Here is a 15,872-nt window from a genome sequence, read left to right as displayed (position 1 = left end):
CGGGAAAGGGGCCCGGGAGGACCGTCTCCCGAGCCCCTTCCCTGTCCGGGGTCAGGCGATCGGGTTCTCCAGGTCGCCGACCAGCTGGAGGGCGCCCGACGGGTCCGCCAGGTCGACCATCTGCTCGTTGTTGCGCAGCTGGAGGCGGTTCAGGGCGGACAGCGAGAACTGCGGGGCGAACATGTCGAACCGCTCGAACTTCTCCGCCAGTTGGGGCATCGCCTCCTGGTAGTCGCGCACGCAGTCCGCGACCGCCGACCAGAACGTCTCCTCGTCCACGACGCCGTCCTCGACCAGGTTCGCCGCGAGGAAGCGGAAGAAGCAGTCGAAGACGTCGGTGAAGATGGAGAGGAGCTTCATGTCGTCGGGGACCTCGGCCTTGATCCGCTCCACGGCGGGCGGCAGGACCGCGTTCATGTCCATCACCGCGATCTCCTCGGCGATGTCCTTGAAGATCGACCGCTTGACGACGCCGCGCTCGTCCAGGACCAGGATGACGTTCTCGCCGTGCGGCATGAACACCAGGTCGTAGGCGTAGAAGCTGTGCAGGAGCGGGGTGAGGTACGACTTCAGGTACGGCTTCAGCCACTCGCGGGGAGTGAGGCCCGAGCGCTCGATGAGGGCGCCCGCGAAGGACTTGCCCTCGCGGTCGACGTGCAGGAGCGAGGCCATCGTCGCCAGGCGTTCGCCCTCGCCGAGGGAGTTCACCGGGGACTCGCGCCACAGCGCCGCCAGCATCTTGCGGTACGGCGAGTAGCGGTCGGTGGCGGCCTCGTACTCCAGGTGCCGGTAGCCGACGGCCGCGCGCTCGCGGATGATCGTCAGGCCGGTGTCCTTGAGCACCTCGTCGTTCTCGATGAGGTTCGCGAGCCAGTCGTTGATGGCCGGCGTCGCCTCCATGTACGCCGCCGAGAGGCCGCGCATGAAGCCCATGTTGATGACCGAGAGGGCCGTCTTCACGTAGTGCTTGGTGGGCTCGCTCTTGTTGAAGAACGTGCGGATCGACTGCTGCGCCAGGTACTCGTCGTCGCCCTCGCCCAGGCACACCAGGTGCTGCTGCGCGACCTCGGCGGCGAACGTGACGGACAGCTTGTTCCACCACTGCCACGGGTGGGCGGGGATGAGCAGGTAGTCGGCCGGGTCCAGGCCCTTGTCGCGCAGCACGCCGTCGAAGCGGTCCAGGGTGGCCCGGCCAAGCTCGGCGCGGAGGAACGACTCGTACTCCAGGCCGGCGCCCGCCGTGAACGCGGCGCGCTCGCGGGTCGCCGCCAGCCAGATCAGCCGGACGGGGCTCGCGGTCTCGGGCGCGTACGAGAGGTACTCGTGGATGCCGAAGCCGAGGCGGCCGTTGTTCGCGACGAAGCAGGGGTGGCCCTCGGTCATGCCCGTCTCGATCGCCTGGAAGTCGCCGGACGCGGCGAGTTCGGCGGACGTGACGTTCGGCTTCGTCAGCTTGAAGCAGGTGCCGGAGAGCGTGGAGGAGATCTCCTCCAGGTACACGGGGAGCGTCGAGTCGCTGAGGCCGAGGCTCTTCTTCATCTCGATGAAGAACTGCAGCGCGTTCAGCGGGAGTTCGGCGCCGTCGCGGTGGCGGGTGATCGAGTCGGCGGACACCTGCCAGTGGTCCAGGCGCATTCGGCGCGCGGTGAACTCGTAGCGGGTGAGACCGTCGTCGCTGAGGACGGAGTACCGGTCGGGGCCCGTGGCGGGCTCGGGTATGAGGAGCCGCTCGTGGCTGAACTCGGCTATGGCCTTGCGGATGAGGAGGCGGTTGGCCTCGGCCCAGCGCTCGGGGGAGAGGTGGGCGGCGGCGTCGGCGATGGTCATGCTGCGGTCGTCCTTCCCGTGGCCGCTTCGAACTGGGCGCGCGTGCAGAAGCTCAGCAGCGCCGTCTTCTCCGGCTTGTCGATCTCGCGCTCGGGCACGAAGCCGACGGCCTCGTTCAGGGCGTGCACCGCCGTGTTCCGCACGTCGGGCTCGACGACGACGCGGTGCACCGACGGGTCGGCGAACAGGTGCTCCATCACCGCGGTGATCACGGCGCGCGTGAACCCGGGGATGCGCACGTCGGAGGGCGCGGTGAGGAAGTGCATGCCGATGTCGCCGGGCTCCGGCTCGTACAGGCCGACCAGCTCGACGTACCGGGGGTCGTAGCGCTCCATCAGGAACGCGGGCTCGCCGTCGTGCAGGCCGAGGAAGGCGTCGTGGTGCTCGTGCGCCGCGATCGACATGTACTCGCGCTCGACGTCCTGGAGCTTGGCCTCCTGCATCAGCCAGAAGGCTGCCTTGGGGTCGGTGACCCAGCGGTGCAGCAGCTCGGCGTCGCCCTGGGGGTCGACCGGCCGCAGGGTCAGTTTCCCTACGACGCTTTCTGTGGTGCTCGTGTTGCTCATGCTGCGAACTCCTGGAACGCGATGGTCTTCTCGACGGGGTAGTACTCGGTGCCGAGCAGCTCGCCGATGATGTAACTGTTGCGGTAGGCGCCCATGCCCAGGTCGGGGCTGGTGATCGAGTGGGTGTGCACGCCCGCGTTCTGCAGGAAGATGCCGCGGCCCGTGGTGTCGATCGAGTAGTTGCGGGCGACGTCGTAGCGGCCGTGGCCGTCCCAGCGGATGCGGTCGCGGACCGGCTCGAGGAAGGCGGGCGTGGCGTACTTGTAGCCGGTGGCGAGGATCAGGCCCTCGGTCTCCAGCGCGAACTCCTTGTCCTGCTCCTCCTGGTGCAGGCCGAGGGTGTACGTGCCGGTGGCGGGCTCGTGATCGGCCGTGCGCAGGGCCGAGTTGGTCATGAGCCGCGTCGGGACCGGGCCGTTCAGGCCCTTCTGGTAGAGCAGGTCGAAGATGGCGTCGATCAGCTCGCCGTCGATGCCCTTGAACAGGCCCTTCTGGCGCTCCTCGAGCGAGTAGCGCTTCTGCTCGGGCAGCGCGTGGAAGTAGTCGATGTAGTCCGGGGACGTCATCTCCAGCGTGAGCTTGGTGTACTCCAGCGGGAAGAAGCGCGGCGAGCGCGTCACCCAGTTCAGCCGGTAGCCGTGCACGTCGATCTCGCTCAGGAGGTCGTAGTAGATCTCCGCGGCGGACTGCCCCGAGCCGACCAGCGTGATCGACTTCTTCTTCTGGAGCTGCTCCTTGTGCTGCACGTAGCGGGAGTTGTGGATGACGCCGTCGCCGCCGAGCCCCTGGCAGGCCTCGGGAACGTACGGCGGGGTCCCGGTGCCGAGGACGAGGTGGCGGGCGCGGTGCGTGTCGCCCTTGTCCGTGTGCACGACGTAGACCTCGGCCTGCTCGTCGTAGCGGACCTCGGTGACGGTCGTCGAGAAGCGGATGGACGACAGCTTGGCGGCCGTCCAGCGGCAGTAGTCGTTGTACTCGACGCGCAGTGGATAGAAGTTCTCGCGGATGTAGAACGAGTACAGCCGTCCCGATTCCTTCAGGTAGTTGAGGAAGGAGTACGGCGAGGTGGGGTCGGCGAGCGTCACCAGGTCCGACATGAACGGGGTCTGGAGGTGCGCGCCGTCGAGGAACATGCCCGAGTGCCACTCGAAGTCCGGCTTGGACTCGATGAACAGGCCGGTCAGTTCGTCGATCGGTTCGGTGAGCGCGGCCAGGCCCAGGTTGAAGGGGCCGAGGCCGATCCCGATGAAGTCGTACGTGTCAGGATGCGCGGTCAAGGGTGTCTCCCAGGTACTGCTCGGCGTGGCCGGCGATGAGGTCGAGGACGGCCGAGATGTCGGCGAGCGTCGTCTCGGGGTTGAGCAGGGTGAACTTCAGGTACTGGCGCTCGCCCACCTTGGTGCCCGCCACGACGGCGTCACCGGAGGCGAACAGGGCCTTGCGGGCGTGCAGATTGGCGCGGTCGATCTCCGCCGGGTCGGTGGCGTCGGCCGGGATGTAGCGGTAGACGAGCGTGGACAGGCTCGGCTCCACGACGACGTCGAAGCGCGGGTCGGCGGCGAGCAGCTGCCAGCCCTTGTGGGCCAGGTCGCAGACCTCGTCGAAGAGCGAGCCGATGCCCTCGGCGCCCATCACGCGCAGCGTCATCCACAGCTTGAGGGCGTCGAAGCGGCGGGTGGTCTGCAGGGACTTGTCGACCTGGTTGGGGATCCGCTCGGCGACGGTGCGGCGCGGGTTGAGGTACTCGGCGTGGTACGTGGCGTGCCGCAGCGTCGCCCCGTCGCGGACCAGGACGGCGCTCGAACTCACCGGCTGGAAGAAGGACTTGTGATAGTCGACGGTGACCGAGTCGGCGCGCTCGATGCCGTCGAGCCGCCCGCGGTTCTTGTTCGACACGAGCAGCCCGCAGCCGTACGCGGCGTCGACGTGCATCCACGTGTCGTACTGGGCGCACAGCTCTGCGATCTCCGGCAGCGGGTCGATGGAGCCGAAGTCGGTGGTGCCGGCCGTCGCGACGACGGCCATGGGGACGAGGCCCTCCGCGCGGCAGCGCTCCAGCTCGGCGGCGAGCGCCACGGTCTGCATCCGCTTCTCGCGGTCGACCGGGAGGGAGACGACGCACTCGGGGTCGAGGCCGAGCAGCGTCGCGGACTTCTTGACGCTGAAGTGGCTGACCTCCGAGGCGAAGACGCGGAGCGTCCTCAGGTCGTCGGCCTTGGCCTCCTCGCGGGCGAGCAGCAGCGCCTGGAGGTTGGACTGCGAGCCGCCGGAGGTGAACACGCCGTCGGCGGCGGGGCCGAGGCCGATGCGCCCGGCGGTCCAGTCGATGAGCTTGCGCTCGATGAGGGTGCCGCCCGCGGACTGGTCCCAGGTGTCCAGCGAGGAGTTGACGGCGGAGAGGATCGCCTCGCCGAGCACGGCCGGGATGACGACCGGGCAGTTGAGGTGGGCGAGGTAGCGGGGGTGGTGGAAGTAGACGGCGTCGCGGAGGTAGACGTCCTCCAACTCGTCCAGGGCGGCGATGGTGTCCTGGAGCGGCTCGTCCAGGTCGACGGCGTCGACGGCGGGGGCGAGGGCGTCGGGGGTGACGCCGGTGAACGGCCTGGTGGTGGTGGCGAGTTTGGCCGCCACCCGCTCGACTCCCTCGGTCACGGAGCTGCGGTAGAGCTCCGCGGTGGTGTCGTTGAGCAGGTGCGAGCGCATGAACGGTTCCTCCGGGTGGGGTGAGGGTGTTCCCGGGTGGGGCAGGAAAAAGGGCGAGGTCGCGAACCCGAGGATTAGGTTAGCCTAACCTAACTTTGGCTCGCGACCCCGCCCCCTGTTCTGTGGCTGGAATGGCTGGAATGTTCTGTTGTGGAGCAAGTGGGGGGTGTTACGCGGCGCGCAGCGCGTCCTCGCTCATCCCGCGCCGCCAGTAACCGACGAACGTCACGGCCCGCTTGTCGTAACCGCGTTCGCGCACGAGGTGCCGCCGCAGCTCCTTCATCGTTCCGGACTCGCCCGCCAGCCACGCGTACGGGCTCGTGGCCTCGGGGAGTTGGGCCGCGCGCACGGCGTCGAGGGCCGTGGGGCCGCCCTCGTCGCGGACCAGCCAGGTCACCCGGACGTCCGCGAGCGTGATGATCGGCTGGATGTCCTCGCGGTGCGGGACCTCCAGGTACACGTCGGCCGAGACGTGCTCGGGCAGCCACGCGAGGACGCCGAGCGCGGCGGGCAGCGCCGTCTCGTCGCCCCACATGAGGATGTGGTCGAAGTCGTCCTGCGGCCGGCAGCGCACCGCGCCGTTGTCGGCGACGGCCGGGCCGAGCACGACGGCGCGGTCGCCGGGGGTGGCGGCGCGGGCCCAGCGGCAGGCGGGTCCCGAGGTCGACGGGTCGTCGTCGTGCAGCACGAAGTCGATGTCGACCTCCTCCGCCGGGAAGCGGCGCTGGCCGCTCAGCGTGTACGAGCGCATGATGGCGCGCTCGTCGTCCGGGATCGCCCGGAACGCCGCGTGCCAGGCGCGGCCGTCGTCCAGGCCCATGGGCGGCAGGACGGGGGCCTCCTGGCCGGGGTGCGGCAGGAAGAGGGAGAGGGACTGGTCCCGGCCGCCGCCGTGGAAGTCGGCGAGGTCGGGGCCTGTGAAGGTGACCCGGAGGAGCGACGGGCCGAGCCGCCGCGTGCGGACCACTTGCAGATCGAAGAATCGATAAGGGGCAACAGCGGGGGCTTCGGCCGTCGTCGTCATGGGGTCAGGACACCTTCTTCGCCGTCTCGATGGCCTTCGCGAGGTTCTCCAGGAGCGGAGCGCACTTGTCGTAGGAGAGGATCGGCTCGGGGGAGCGGGAGATCACCTGGCCCGCCTTCACGGCCGGCAGCTTCTTCCAGGTCGGCTCGTCGATGTCGGCGGGCTGAATGGCCTGGGCGCGGTCGTCCATCATGATGATGTCGGCCTTGTGCTTGTTGACGTTCTCCCAGCTCAGGTTCTCGAACCAGCCGCCGGACGCCTTCTTCGCCGCCTCCGAGGGCTCCACGAAGTTCACGCCGAGCGCCTTGAAGTACTCCAGGTCGATGGAGAGGTTCGTGCCCGACACGTAGAAGATGTCGGGGCTCGCGCTGCCCGCCATCACCTTGATGTCGGGGTTGGCCTTGGCCGCCTTGCGCAGCCGGGCGGCGGCCTCCTCGAAGCGCTTCTTCGCCTTGACGACCTTGTCGGCCTTCAGATCGGCGCCGAGGGACTCGGCCAGCTTGTAGACGTGCTCGAGCGGCGTCGTGAGCTGCCGGTCGTAGACCGAGATGCCGACGCTCGGGGCGAGCTTGGCGATCTTCTTGGCGGACTCCTCCGGGACGTACCAGAGGGTGCCCGCGCCGTCGAACATCGTGGTGATCAGCACCTCGGGCGAGAGGCCCGCGTACTTCTCGATGTTGAACTGGCCCCACTCGTTGCCGATGACGGTGACCTTGTCGACGGGCATGTCGCCGGCCTGGACGTCGGCCTTGCCACCCTTCGTGGTCGTCGGGCCGAAGACGCCCTTGACCTGGATCCCGTAGTCGTAGAGGGCGGCGCCCATGCCGGTGAAGGCCACGATGTTCGTCGGGACCTTGTCCAGCTTCACGGTCTTGCCGCGGTCGTCCTTGTACGACCAGGGGCCGGACTTCTTCGCGGCACCCGCCGAGCTGGAACCGCCGTCTTTGGAGCCGCCGTCGCCGCAGGCGGCGAGAGCGGCCCCGAGACCGATGGCGCCGGTCGCGGCGAGGATGCCGCGGCGGGTGGGGCTGGACAGTCGGGCGTTGGGCATGACGGGCAACTTTCGGACGTGCCAGGTCGGCGGCCGGGTGGGGCAAACTCAGGGTAGGTTAACCTAACTTCCCGGCGTGTCCAGAGGGTGGCCCGAGTAAAAAATCAGGTGGTGAGCCCGAGCTCCCGTGCGATCAGCATCCGCTGCACCTCGCTCGTGCCCTCGCCGATCTCGAGGATCTTGGAGTCCCGCCACATGCGGGCGACCGGGTACTCGTTCATGAAGCCGTAGCCGCCGTGGATCTGCGTGGCCTCCCGCGCGTTGTCCACCGCCACCGTCGACGAGTAGAGCTTCGCGAGGGCCGCCTCCTTCTTGAACGGCTCCCCGGCCACCAGCCGCGACGCCGCGTCCCGCCACGCGAGGCGGGCCGTGTGCGCCTTCATCTCCATGTCGGCGACCTTGAACTGGATCGCCTGGTAGCCGCCGATGGGCCGGCCGAAGGCGCGGCGCTCCTTGGCGTACTTCACCGACTCGTCGACGCAGCCCTGCGCGAGCCCCGTGGCGAGCGCGGAGATCGCGACGCGCCCCTCGTCGAGGATCCGCAGGAACTGCGCGAAGCCCCGCCCCTCCGTGCCCAGCAGGTTCTCCGCGGGCACCCGCACGTCGTCGAAGTGCAGCTCACGGGTGTCCGACGCGTTCCACCCCACCTTCGAGTACGGCGCCGCCACCGTGAACCCCGGCGTCCCGGAGGGGACGATGATCGAGGAGATCGACGGGCGGCCGTCCGCCGTGCGGTCGGTGACCGCCGTGACCGTCACCAGGCCCGTGATGTCCGTGCCGGAGTTCGTGATGAAGCACTTCGTGCCGTTGATGACCCAGTCGCCGGTCTCCTCGTCGCGCACGGCCGTCGTGCGGGTGCCGCCCGCGTCCGAGCCCGCCTCGGGCTCCGTCAGGCCGAACGCGCCCAGGATCTCGCCCGCGCACAGCTTCGGCAGCCACTCCCGCTTCTGCTCATCGGTGCCGAAGAGATGGATCGGCATGGCGCCGAGCGAGACGCCGGCCTCCAGGGTGATCGCGACGGAGGAGTCGACGCGGGCCAGCTCCTCCAGGGCGATGCCGAGCGCCAGATAGTCGCCGCCCATGCCGCCGTACTCCTCGGGGAACGGCAGACCGAACAGGCCCATGCGGCCCATCTCGCGCACGATCTCGTAGGGGAACTCGTGCCGCTCGTAGAAGTCGCCGATCTTCGGGGCGACGACGTCGTGCGCGAACTCCTCGACCGTGCGGCGGAGTTCCTCGTGCTCGGGGGAGAGGTGGTGATCCATGACTGCCTCACTGCTCCTGGTCGGCATCGGTGTCGGCCTCGGGTGTGAGGGCGCGAACGGTGCGGGAAGGGCTGGGTCGGCCCAGGTGCCCGGCCATCCACCTGCTGGTGTCGGTGAGACGGTCGAGGTCGACCCCGGTCTCGATGCCGAGTCCGCGCAGCATCCAGACGAGGTCCTCGGTGGCGAGATTTCCGGTGGCGCTCTTCGCGTACGGGCAGCCGCCGAGGCCGCCCGCGGACGCGTCGACGGTGGTCACGCCGTGCTGGAGCGCCGCCAGCGTGTTGGCGAGCGCCTGCCCGTACGTGTCGTGGAAGTGCACGCCGATCGCGCTCGTCGGCACGCCCTCCTCGTTCAGCGCCGTGAGCAGCGCCTGTACGTGCCCCGGGGTGGCCACGCCGATGGTGTCGCCGAGGCTCAGCTCGTCGCAGCCCATGTCCACCAGGGACTTGGCGACGGAGACGACCTGGGGGACCGGGACCGGGCCCTCCCACGGGTCGCCGAAGCACATCGAGAGGTAGCCCCTGACGTGCGCCCGGGACTCCTTGGCGCGGGCCACGACCGGCTCGAACACGGCCAGGGACTCGGCCACCGTCCGGTTCAGATTGGCCTTCGCGAAGGACTCGGTGGCGCTGGCGAACACGGCGATGCGGTGCGCGCCGAGGGCGAGCGCCCGGTCGAGGCCCCGCGCGTTCGGCACCAGGACCGGGAGGTGGACGCCCTCGATGTCCTGGACGAGCGGGAACAGGGCCTCCGCGTCCGCCAGTTGGGGCACCCACTTGGGGTGCACGAAGCTCGTGGCCTCGACGGTGGTCAGCCCCGACCGGGCGAGGCGGTGGATGAACTCCGCCTTCACCTCCGTGGGGACGGTCCGCTTCTCGTTCTGGAGCCCGTCGCGCGGCCCCACCTCGTGGATCCGGACGCGGGCCGGGAGGCCGGGGGCGGGCACGGTCATGGGCAGTGCGGTGCTCATCGCGCGGCCTCCCCGCCGTCGGCCGTCTCCTCGGGGGCGACCACCGCGAGGACCTGGTCCATCGCCACGGTCGTCCCCGGCGCCACGTCCAGCTCGCTCACCGTGCCCGCGTGCGGGGACGTGATCACGTGCTCCATCTTCATCGCCTCCACCACCAACAGGCTCTGGCCCGCCGCCACCTGGTCGCCCACGGCCACCTTGACCACGGTCACCGTGCCGGGCATCGGGGCCGTCAGGGAGCCGGCGCCGCCGGTGCCCGCGCCGGTCAGGCTCGCGGCGACCGGGTCGTGGTCCCGCACGTGCCAGGCGTCGCCGTCGCGCGCCAGCCAGTCGCCCGCGGTCGCGGTGAGGCGGGCGGGCACGGTCGGCTCGCCGTCCACCAGGACCTCGGTGCCGCGCACCCGGACCTCGACCGGGTCGTGGCCCGCGACCCGCAACGGGTGCACCGTCCACGCCGGTTCACCGCCGAGCCGCCAGCCGGTGGGCCGGTCGAACGGGTCGGTCCAGCCGCGCCCCGCGGGCTCCAGGGCCCGCTGACGCAGCACGCCCGCCGCCGCGTACACCTCCGCAGGGACCTCCGCGTCGACCAGGCTGTCCGTCACACGCTCCACCAGGCCCGTGTCCAACTCGCCCGCCACGACGTCCGGGTGGGCGAGCAGTCGCCGCAGGTACCCGGCGTTCGTCGGCACGCCAAGGGTCACCGTGCGCGCGAGCGCCGCCCGCAGCCTGCGCAGCGCCGTGTCCCGGTCGGGGCCGTACGCGATGATCTTCGCGAGCATCGGGTCGTAGAGGCTGGAGACCTCCGTGCCCTCGGTGAGGCCGGAGTCGACGCGGACGCCCTCGCCCTCGGGCTCGGCCAGCGCGAGGACCGTGCCGCCGGAGGGCAGGAAGCCGCGCGCCGGGTCCTCCGCGCACAGGCGGGCCTCCACCGCGTGACCGGTGAGCGTGATGTCGTCCTGGGCGAAGGGGAGTCGTTCGCCCGCGGCCACGCGGACCTGCCACTCCACCAGGTCCACGCCCGTGACCAACTCCGTCACCGGGTGCTCCACCTGGAGCCGCGTGTTCATCTCCATGAAGCAGTACGCGGCCGGGTCCTCGCCCGGAACGATGAACTCCACCGTGCCCGCGCCCCGGTAGCCGCAACTGCGCGCCGCCTCGACGGCCGCCGCGCCCATCGCCGCGCGCGTGGCCTCGTCGAGCAGCACCGAGGGCGCCTCCTCGACGATCTTCTGGTGGCGGCGCTGGAGGGAGCACTCGCGCTCGCCGAGGTGCACCACGTTCCCGTGGCCGTCCGCCAGGACCTGGATCTCGATGTGCCGGGGGCGGTCGATCCAGCGCTCCACGAGGAGCGTGTCGTCGCCGAACGAGGCGCGGGCCTCGCGCCGGGCCGCCGCGATCTCCTCCTCCAGGACGGTCAGATCGCGCACCAGGCGCATGCCCTTGCCGCCGCCGCCCGCGCTGGGTTTGATGAGGACCGGCGCGCCCAACTTCCGCGCGGCCTCGGCCAGCTCCGGATCGCGGCCGCCGGGCACCACCGGGACCCCTGCCGCGCTCACCGTCTCCTTGGCGCGGATCTTGTCGCCCATCAGGGCGATCGCCTCGGCGGGCGGGCCGATGAAGACCAGCCCTGCCGCCTCGCAGGCCCGCGCGAACTCCGCGTTCTCCGCGAGGAATCCGTAGCCCGGGTGCACCGCCTGCGCGCCGGTCGCCGCCGCGGCCTCGATCAGCCGCTCCGCCACCAGATAGGACTCGGTCGCGGCGGGCGGGCCGATCCGCACCGCCTCGTCCGCCTCGCGCACATGCCGCGCGTCCGCGTCGGCGTCGCTGTGGACCGCCACGGAGCGGATGCCGAGCGCCCGCAGCGTACGGATGACGCGCACCGCGATCTCGCCGCGGTTGGCCACAAGTACCGTCTCGAACACGTCTGGTCCGCCCCTCACATCCGGAAGACGCCGAAGCCGGCGGACTTCTCCGGCAGCGGCGCGTTGGCACACGCGGTCAGGGCCAGGCCGAGGACCTGGCGGGTCTCCATCGGGTCGATCACGCCGTCGTCCCAGAGCCGGGCCGTCGCGTAGTAGGCATTCCCCTGCCGCTCGTACTGGGCGCGGATCGGGGCCTTGAAGGCGTCCTCTTCCTCCGCCGCCCACTCCTCGCCGCGCGCCTCCATCTGGTCGCGCTTGACGGTCGCGAGCACGGACGCGGCCTGCTCGCCGCCCATCACGGAGATCTTCGCGCCGGGCCACATCCACAGGAAGCGCGGCGAGTACGCCCGGCCGCACATCGAGTAGTTGCCCGCGCCGTAACTGCCGCCGATCACCACGGTCAGCTTCGGCACGCGCGTGCAGGCCACCGCCGTGACCATCTTGGCGCCGTGCTTGGCGATGCCGCCCGCCTCGTAGTCCTTGCCGACCATGAAGCCCGAGATGTTCTGGAGGAAGAGCAGCGGGATGCCGCGCTGGTCGCACAGCTCGATGAAGTGGGCCCCCTTCTGGGCGGACTCGGCGAACAGAATGCCGTTGTTCGCGACGATGCCGACCGGGTGGCCGTGGATCCGCGCGAAGCCGGTGACCAGCGTCTGCCCGTACTCCGCCTTGAACTCGGCGAACCGCGAGCCGTCCACCACGCGCGCGATGACCTCCCGCACGTCGTACGGGGTCCGCGAGTCGACCGGCACCGCGCCGTACAGCCCCGCGGGGTCCACCTTCGGCTCGATCGCCGCCTTCACCGCCCACGGCAGCGGGCCGCGCTCCGGCAGCGTCGAGACGATGGTCCGCACGATCCGCAGTGCGTGCGCGTCGTCCTCCGCCAGATGGTCGGTCACGCCCGACACCCGCGAGTGGACCTCGCCGCCGCCCAGCTCCTCGGCCGTCACCACCTCACCGGTGGCCGCCTTCACCAGCGGCGGTCCGCCGAGGAAGATCGTGCCCTGATTGCGGACGATCACCGCCTCGTCGCTCATCGCCGGGACGTACGCCCCGCCCGCCGTGCACGAGCCGAGGACCGCCGCGATCTGCGGGATGCCCGCGCCGGACATCCGCGCCTGGTTGTAGAAGATCCGCCCGAAGTGCTCGCGGTCCGGGAACACGTCGTCCTGCATCGGCAGGAATGCGCCGCCCGAGTCCACCAGATAGACGCACGGCAGCCTGTTCTCCAGAGCCACCTCCTGTGCGCGCAGGTGCTTCTTCACCGTCATCGGGTAGTACGTGCCGCCCTTGACCGTCGCGTCATTGGCGACGATCACGCACTCGCGGCCGCTGACCCGGCCGATCCCGGCGATCACACCCGCGGCGGGCGCCTGCCCCTCGTACATCCCGTCCGCCGCCAGCGGCGCCAGCTCCAGGAACGGGGAGCCGGGGTCGAGCAGCGCGTCCACACGATCCCGCGGCAGCAGCTTGCCGCGCGCGGTGTGCCGCGCCCGCGCCTTCTCGCCGCCGCCGAGCCGGGCCGCCGCGAGCTTGGCGCGCAGCTCCTCGCCGAGCGCCCGGTGCGCCGCCTCATTGGCGCGCCAGGCCTCCGACGCGGGCTCCGCCGCGCTCGTCAGCTCCGGTGCCTCCTGCATGGCCTCGAGCCCCCTTGCCCGTACCAGAAAGTTAATGAGCGTTAACCGTCTGCCGTCAGGTTAACGCTCGCTAACGTCCCTGTCTAGAATTGCCTTCATGGCCACGAGAACCGACGCCCCCACCCGCCGCGAGCAGATCCTCAGGGAGGCCGCGCGGCTCTTCGCCGAGCGCGGGTTCCACGGCGTGGGCGTGGACGAGATAGGGGCGGCGGTCGGCATCAGCGGCCCCGGCCTGTACCGGCACTTCGCCGGCAAGGATGCGATGCTCGCCGAGCTGCTCGTCGGCATCAGCGGCCAGCTCCTGACCGGCGGCAAGCGTCGGGTCGCCGAGGCCGATCAGGGGCCCGAGGCGCTGCTCGACTCGCTGATCGAGGGGCACATCGACTTCGCGCTCGACGACCGCGACCTGATCACGCTGCACGACCGCGAGCTGGACCGGCTGCGCGACAGCGACCGCAAGCTGGTCCGCCAGCTCCAGCGCCAGTACGTGGAGCTGTGGGTGGAGGCCGTGCGCAAGGTCTATCCGGGGCTCGTGGAGGCGCACGCGCGCGTGGCCGTGCACGCGGTCTTCGGGCTCCTCAACTCGACGCCGCACCTCAGCCGCCCGGGATCGCTGCCCGGCCGGACGGCGACCGCGGGGATGCTGCACAAGCTGGCGCGTGGCGCGTTCGCCGCGGCTGCCGCAGAGTGAGGTCGCCGGCTGCCCCGGAGTGACCTGTATCTCTGGACGCTCCTCGCGACTCGTGGGTAACCTGCATCTGAGCAAGCGCTTAGTCGCTTGGTTGTCGTCCACAGAGTCGTCGCAGACCGTCGTAGAGGGAGAGTTCTCCGTGCGCCGTACCGTTTTTGATGAGGACCACGAGGCGTTCCGGGAGACCCTGCGCGCCTTCATCGAGGCCGAGGTCGTCCCCCACTACGACGAGTGGTTCCAGCAGGGCATCGTGCCGCGCGAGCTCTACTCGAAGATGGCCGACCTGGGCCTCTTCGGCATCAACGTGCCGGAGGAGTTCGGCGGCGCCGGGCTCGACACCCACAAGTTCGAGGCCATCCAGTACGAGGAGACCGCCCGCGCCGGCGTCTCCTTCGGCGGTTCGGGCGTGCACGTCCTTCTCGCGCTCCCGTACATCAAGATGCTCGCCACCGACGAGCAGAAGAAGCGCTACCTGGAGAAGTTCGTCACCGGCGAGGAGATGTGGGCCCTCGCCATGACCGAGCCGGGCACCGGCTCCGACCTGGCCGGCATGAAGACCACGGCCAAGCTCTCCGACGACGGCACGCACTACGTGCTGAACGGTTCGAAGACGTTCATCACCGGTGGCGTGCACGCCGACCGCGTCATCGTCTGCGCCCGCACCGCCGCGCCGACCGCCGAGGACCGCCGCCACGGCATCTCCCTCTTCGCCGTCGACACCAAGCTCGAGGGCTACTCGATCGGCCGCAAGCTCGACAAGCTCGGCCTGAAGACCTCCGACACCGCCGAGCTGGCGTTCGTCGACGTGAAGGTCCCCGTCGAGGACCTCCTCGGCGAGGAGAACAAGGGCTTCTACTACCTCGGCAAGAACCTGCCGTCCGAGCGCTGGGGCATCGCCTACGGCGCGTACGCGCAGGCCAAGGCCGCGGTGCAGTTCGCCAAGGCGTACGTCCAGGACCGCACGGTCTTCGGCAAGACTGTCGCGTCGTTCCAGAACACCAAGTTCGAGCTGGCCGCCTGCCAGGCCGAGGTGGACGCCGCCGAGGCCGTCGCCGACCGCGCCCTCGAGGCCCTCGACGCCGGTGAGCTGAGCGCCGCCGAGGCCGCCTCCGCGAAGCTGTTCTGCACCGAGGTCGCGCACCGCGTCATCGACCGCTGCCTCCAGCTGCACGGCGGCTACGGGTTCATGAACGAGTACCCGATCGCCCGCCTGTACGCGGACAACCGCGTGAACCGCATCTACGGCGGCACCAGCGAGATCATGAAGTCGATCATCGCGAAGAACATGGGCCTGTAACCAGCACAGAACGTTCGCTCGGTACAACTGATCCCATGCATCAGGCACTCGAATCCCTCCTCGATCTGCTCGACCTCGAGCAGATCGAGGAGGACATCTTCCGCGGCCAGTCCCGGTCCTCCGTCGTCCCGCGCGTCTTCGGCGGGCAGGTGGCGGCCCAGGCGCTGGTCGCGGCCGGGCGCACCGTCCCGGCCGACCGGCACGCCCACTCCCTGCACGCGTACTTCCTGGTCGCGGGGGACCCGGGCGCGCCCATCGTCTACACCGTCGACCGGATCCGCGACGGCCGCTCCTTCACCACGCGGCGCGTCGTCGCCGTCCAGCACGGGCAGCCGATCTTCCACCTCTCCGCGTCCTTCCAGACGTACGAGGAGGGGCTCGACCACCAGGCCGACATGCCGCCCGCGCCCGACCCGGAGTCGCTGCCGACCGCCGAGGAGATGCTGCCGCGGTACGCCGACGACGTGCTGAAGCCCGAGGTCGTCCAGCGGCTCCTCGAAGCGCGCGAGGCCGTCGACCTGCGGTACGTGGACGCGCCGCCCTTCGCCTTCGTCGGCGACCCGCAGCCGCCGCGCTCCCAGGTGTGGTTCCGCGCCCGCGGCAAGCTCGCCGACGACCCGCTGCTGCACGTCTGCCTCGCGACCTACGTCTCCGACATGACGCTCCTCGACTCGGTGCTGCTCGCCCACGGGCGCGGCGGCTGGGCCGTCGGCGACGTCGTGGGCGCGTCCCTCGACCACGCCATGTGGTTCCACCGGCCGTTCCGTGCCGACGAGTGGCTGCTCTACGACCAGGAGTCGCCGTCCACGTCCGGCGGGCGCGGGCTCGGGCAGGCCAGGATCTACACCCAGGACGGACGGCTCGCGATCACCGTCATCCAGGAGGGCGTCGTTCGCGTTCCGCGCTGATCGGACATAAC

Annotated in this window: 13 protein-coding genes; 3 read left to right on the top strand and 10 right to left on the bottom strand. The window is 70.4% G+C overall.

Annotated elements, in window-relative coordinates; translation table 11 throughout:
* Positions 1-51: 51 nt before the first annotated feature.
* The 10 genes from ACTWJ8_RS15935 to ACTWJ8_RS15890 form a co-directional block, all read right to left on the bottom strand.
* On the bottom strand, positions 52-1,827 hold the full coding sequence (locus tag ACTWJ8_RS15935; protein ID WP_443264213.1) for an IucA/IucC family protein: 1,776 nt from the start codon (positions 1,825-1,827) through the stop codon (positions 52-54).
* A complete protein-coding gene (locus ACTWJ8_RS15930; RefSeq protein ID WP_356376552.1) occupies positions 1,824-2,393 on the bottom strand; it encodes a GNAT family N-acetyltransferase in 570 nt (189 codons plus the stop codon). The genes ACTWJ8_RS15935 and ACTWJ8_RS15930 overlap by 4 nt, the downstream gene beginning before the upstream one ends.
* On the bottom strand, positions 2,390-3,670 hold the full coding sequence (locus tag ACTWJ8_RS15925; RefSeq protein ID WP_443264211.1) for a lysine N(6)-hydroxylase/L-ornithine N(5)-oxygenase family protein: 1,281 nt from the start codon (positions 3,668-3,670) through the stop codon (positions 2,390-2,392). The genes ACTWJ8_RS15930 and ACTWJ8_RS15925 overlap by 4 nt, the downstream gene beginning before the upstream one ends.
* Positions 3,654-5,096 (bottom strand): lysine decarboxylase DesA, encoded by a 1,443-nt coding sequence (gene desA, locus ACTWJ8_RS15920; protein ID WP_443264210.1) that lies wholly within the window; start codon positions 5,094-5,096, stop codon positions 3,654-3,656. The genes ACTWJ8_RS15925 and desA overlap by 17 nt, the downstream gene beginning before the upstream one ends.
* Positions 5,097-5,265: 169 nt before the next feature.
* Positions 5,266-6,120, bottom strand: coding sequence for a siderophore-interacting protein (locus tag ACTWJ8_RS15915; RefSeq protein WP_443264208.1), 855 nt, complete (start codon positions 6,118-6,120; stop codon positions 5,266-5,268).
* 4 nt (positions 6,121-6,124) lie between these two features.
* Positions 6,125-7,171 carry an ABC transporter substrate-binding protein gene (locus tag ACTWJ8_RS15910; RefSeq protein ID WP_356376564.1) on the bottom strand — a complete coding sequence of 349 codons (1,047 nt, stop codon included), beginning with the start codon at positions 7,169-7,171 and terminating at the stop codon, positions 6,125-6,127.
* A 104-nt stretch (positions 7,172-7,275) separates the two neighbouring features.
* Complete coding sequence (locus tag ACTWJ8_RS15905; RefSeq protein ID WP_443264206.1) at positions 7,276-8,436, bottom strand: acyl-CoA dehydrogenase family protein; 1,161 nt, start codon at positions 8,434-8,436, stop codon at positions 7,276-7,278.
* Positions 8,437-8,443: 7 nt separating this feature from the next.
* On the bottom strand, positions 8,444-9,406 hold the full coding sequence (locus ACTWJ8_RS15900; protein WP_443264204.1) for a hydroxymethylglutaryl-CoA lyase: 963 nt from the start codon (positions 9,404-9,406) through the stop codon (positions 8,444-8,446).
* Positions 9,403-11,328: an acetyl/propionyl/methylcrotonyl-CoA carboxylase subunit alpha gene (locus ACTWJ8_RS15895; RefSeq protein WP_443264203.1), complete on the bottom strand. Its 1,926-nt coding sequence runs from the start codon at positions 11,326-11,328 to the stop codon at positions 9,403-9,405. The genes ACTWJ8_RS15900 and ACTWJ8_RS15895 overlap by 4 nt, the downstream gene beginning before the upstream one ends.
* A gap of 14 nt (positions 11,329-11,342) precedes the next feature.
* Complete coding sequence (locus tag ACTWJ8_RS15890) at positions 11,343-12,965, bottom strand: carboxyl transferase domain-containing protein (RefSeq protein WP_356376575.1); 1,623 nt, start codon at positions 12,963-12,965, stop codon at positions 11,343-11,345.
* A gap of 97 nt (positions 12,966-13,062) precedes the next feature.
* Between ACTWJ8_RS15890 and ACTWJ8_RS15885 the strand changes: the two genes are divergently transcribed.
* From ACTWJ8_RS15885 to ACTWJ8_RS15875, 3 genes are all read left to right on the top strand, one after another.
* On the top strand, positions 13,063-13,656 hold the full coding sequence (locus tag ACTWJ8_RS15885; protein ID WP_356376578.1) for an SACE_7040 family transcriptional regulator: 594 nt from the start codon (positions 13,063-13,065) through the stop codon (positions 13,654-13,656).
* A 139-nt stretch (positions 13,657-13,795) separates the two neighbouring features.
* Positions 13,796-14,953 carry an acyl-CoA dehydrogenase family protein gene (locus tag ACTWJ8_RS15880; protein ID WP_356376581.1) on the top strand — a complete coding sequence of 386 codons (1,158 nt, stop codon included), beginning with the start codon at positions 13,796-13,798 and terminating at the stop codon, positions 14,951-14,953.
* A gap of 35 nt (positions 14,954-14,988) precedes the next feature.
* Positions 14,989-15,861: an acyl-CoA thioesterase gene (locus ACTWJ8_RS15875; protein ID WP_385760017.1), complete on the top strand. Its 873-nt coding sequence runs from the start codon at positions 14,989-14,991 to the stop codon at positions 15,859-15,861.
* The last annotated feature ends 11 nt before the right edge of the window (positions 15,862-15,872 follow it).

The sequence above is a fragment of the Streptomyces sp. SDT5-1 genome, from assembly GCF_052245995.1.
Taxonomy (GTDB): Bacteria; Actinomycetota; Actinomycetes; order Streptomycetales; family Streptomycetaceae; genus Streptomyces.
This window is presented reverse-complemented; position numbering and strand designations above follow the sequence as displayed.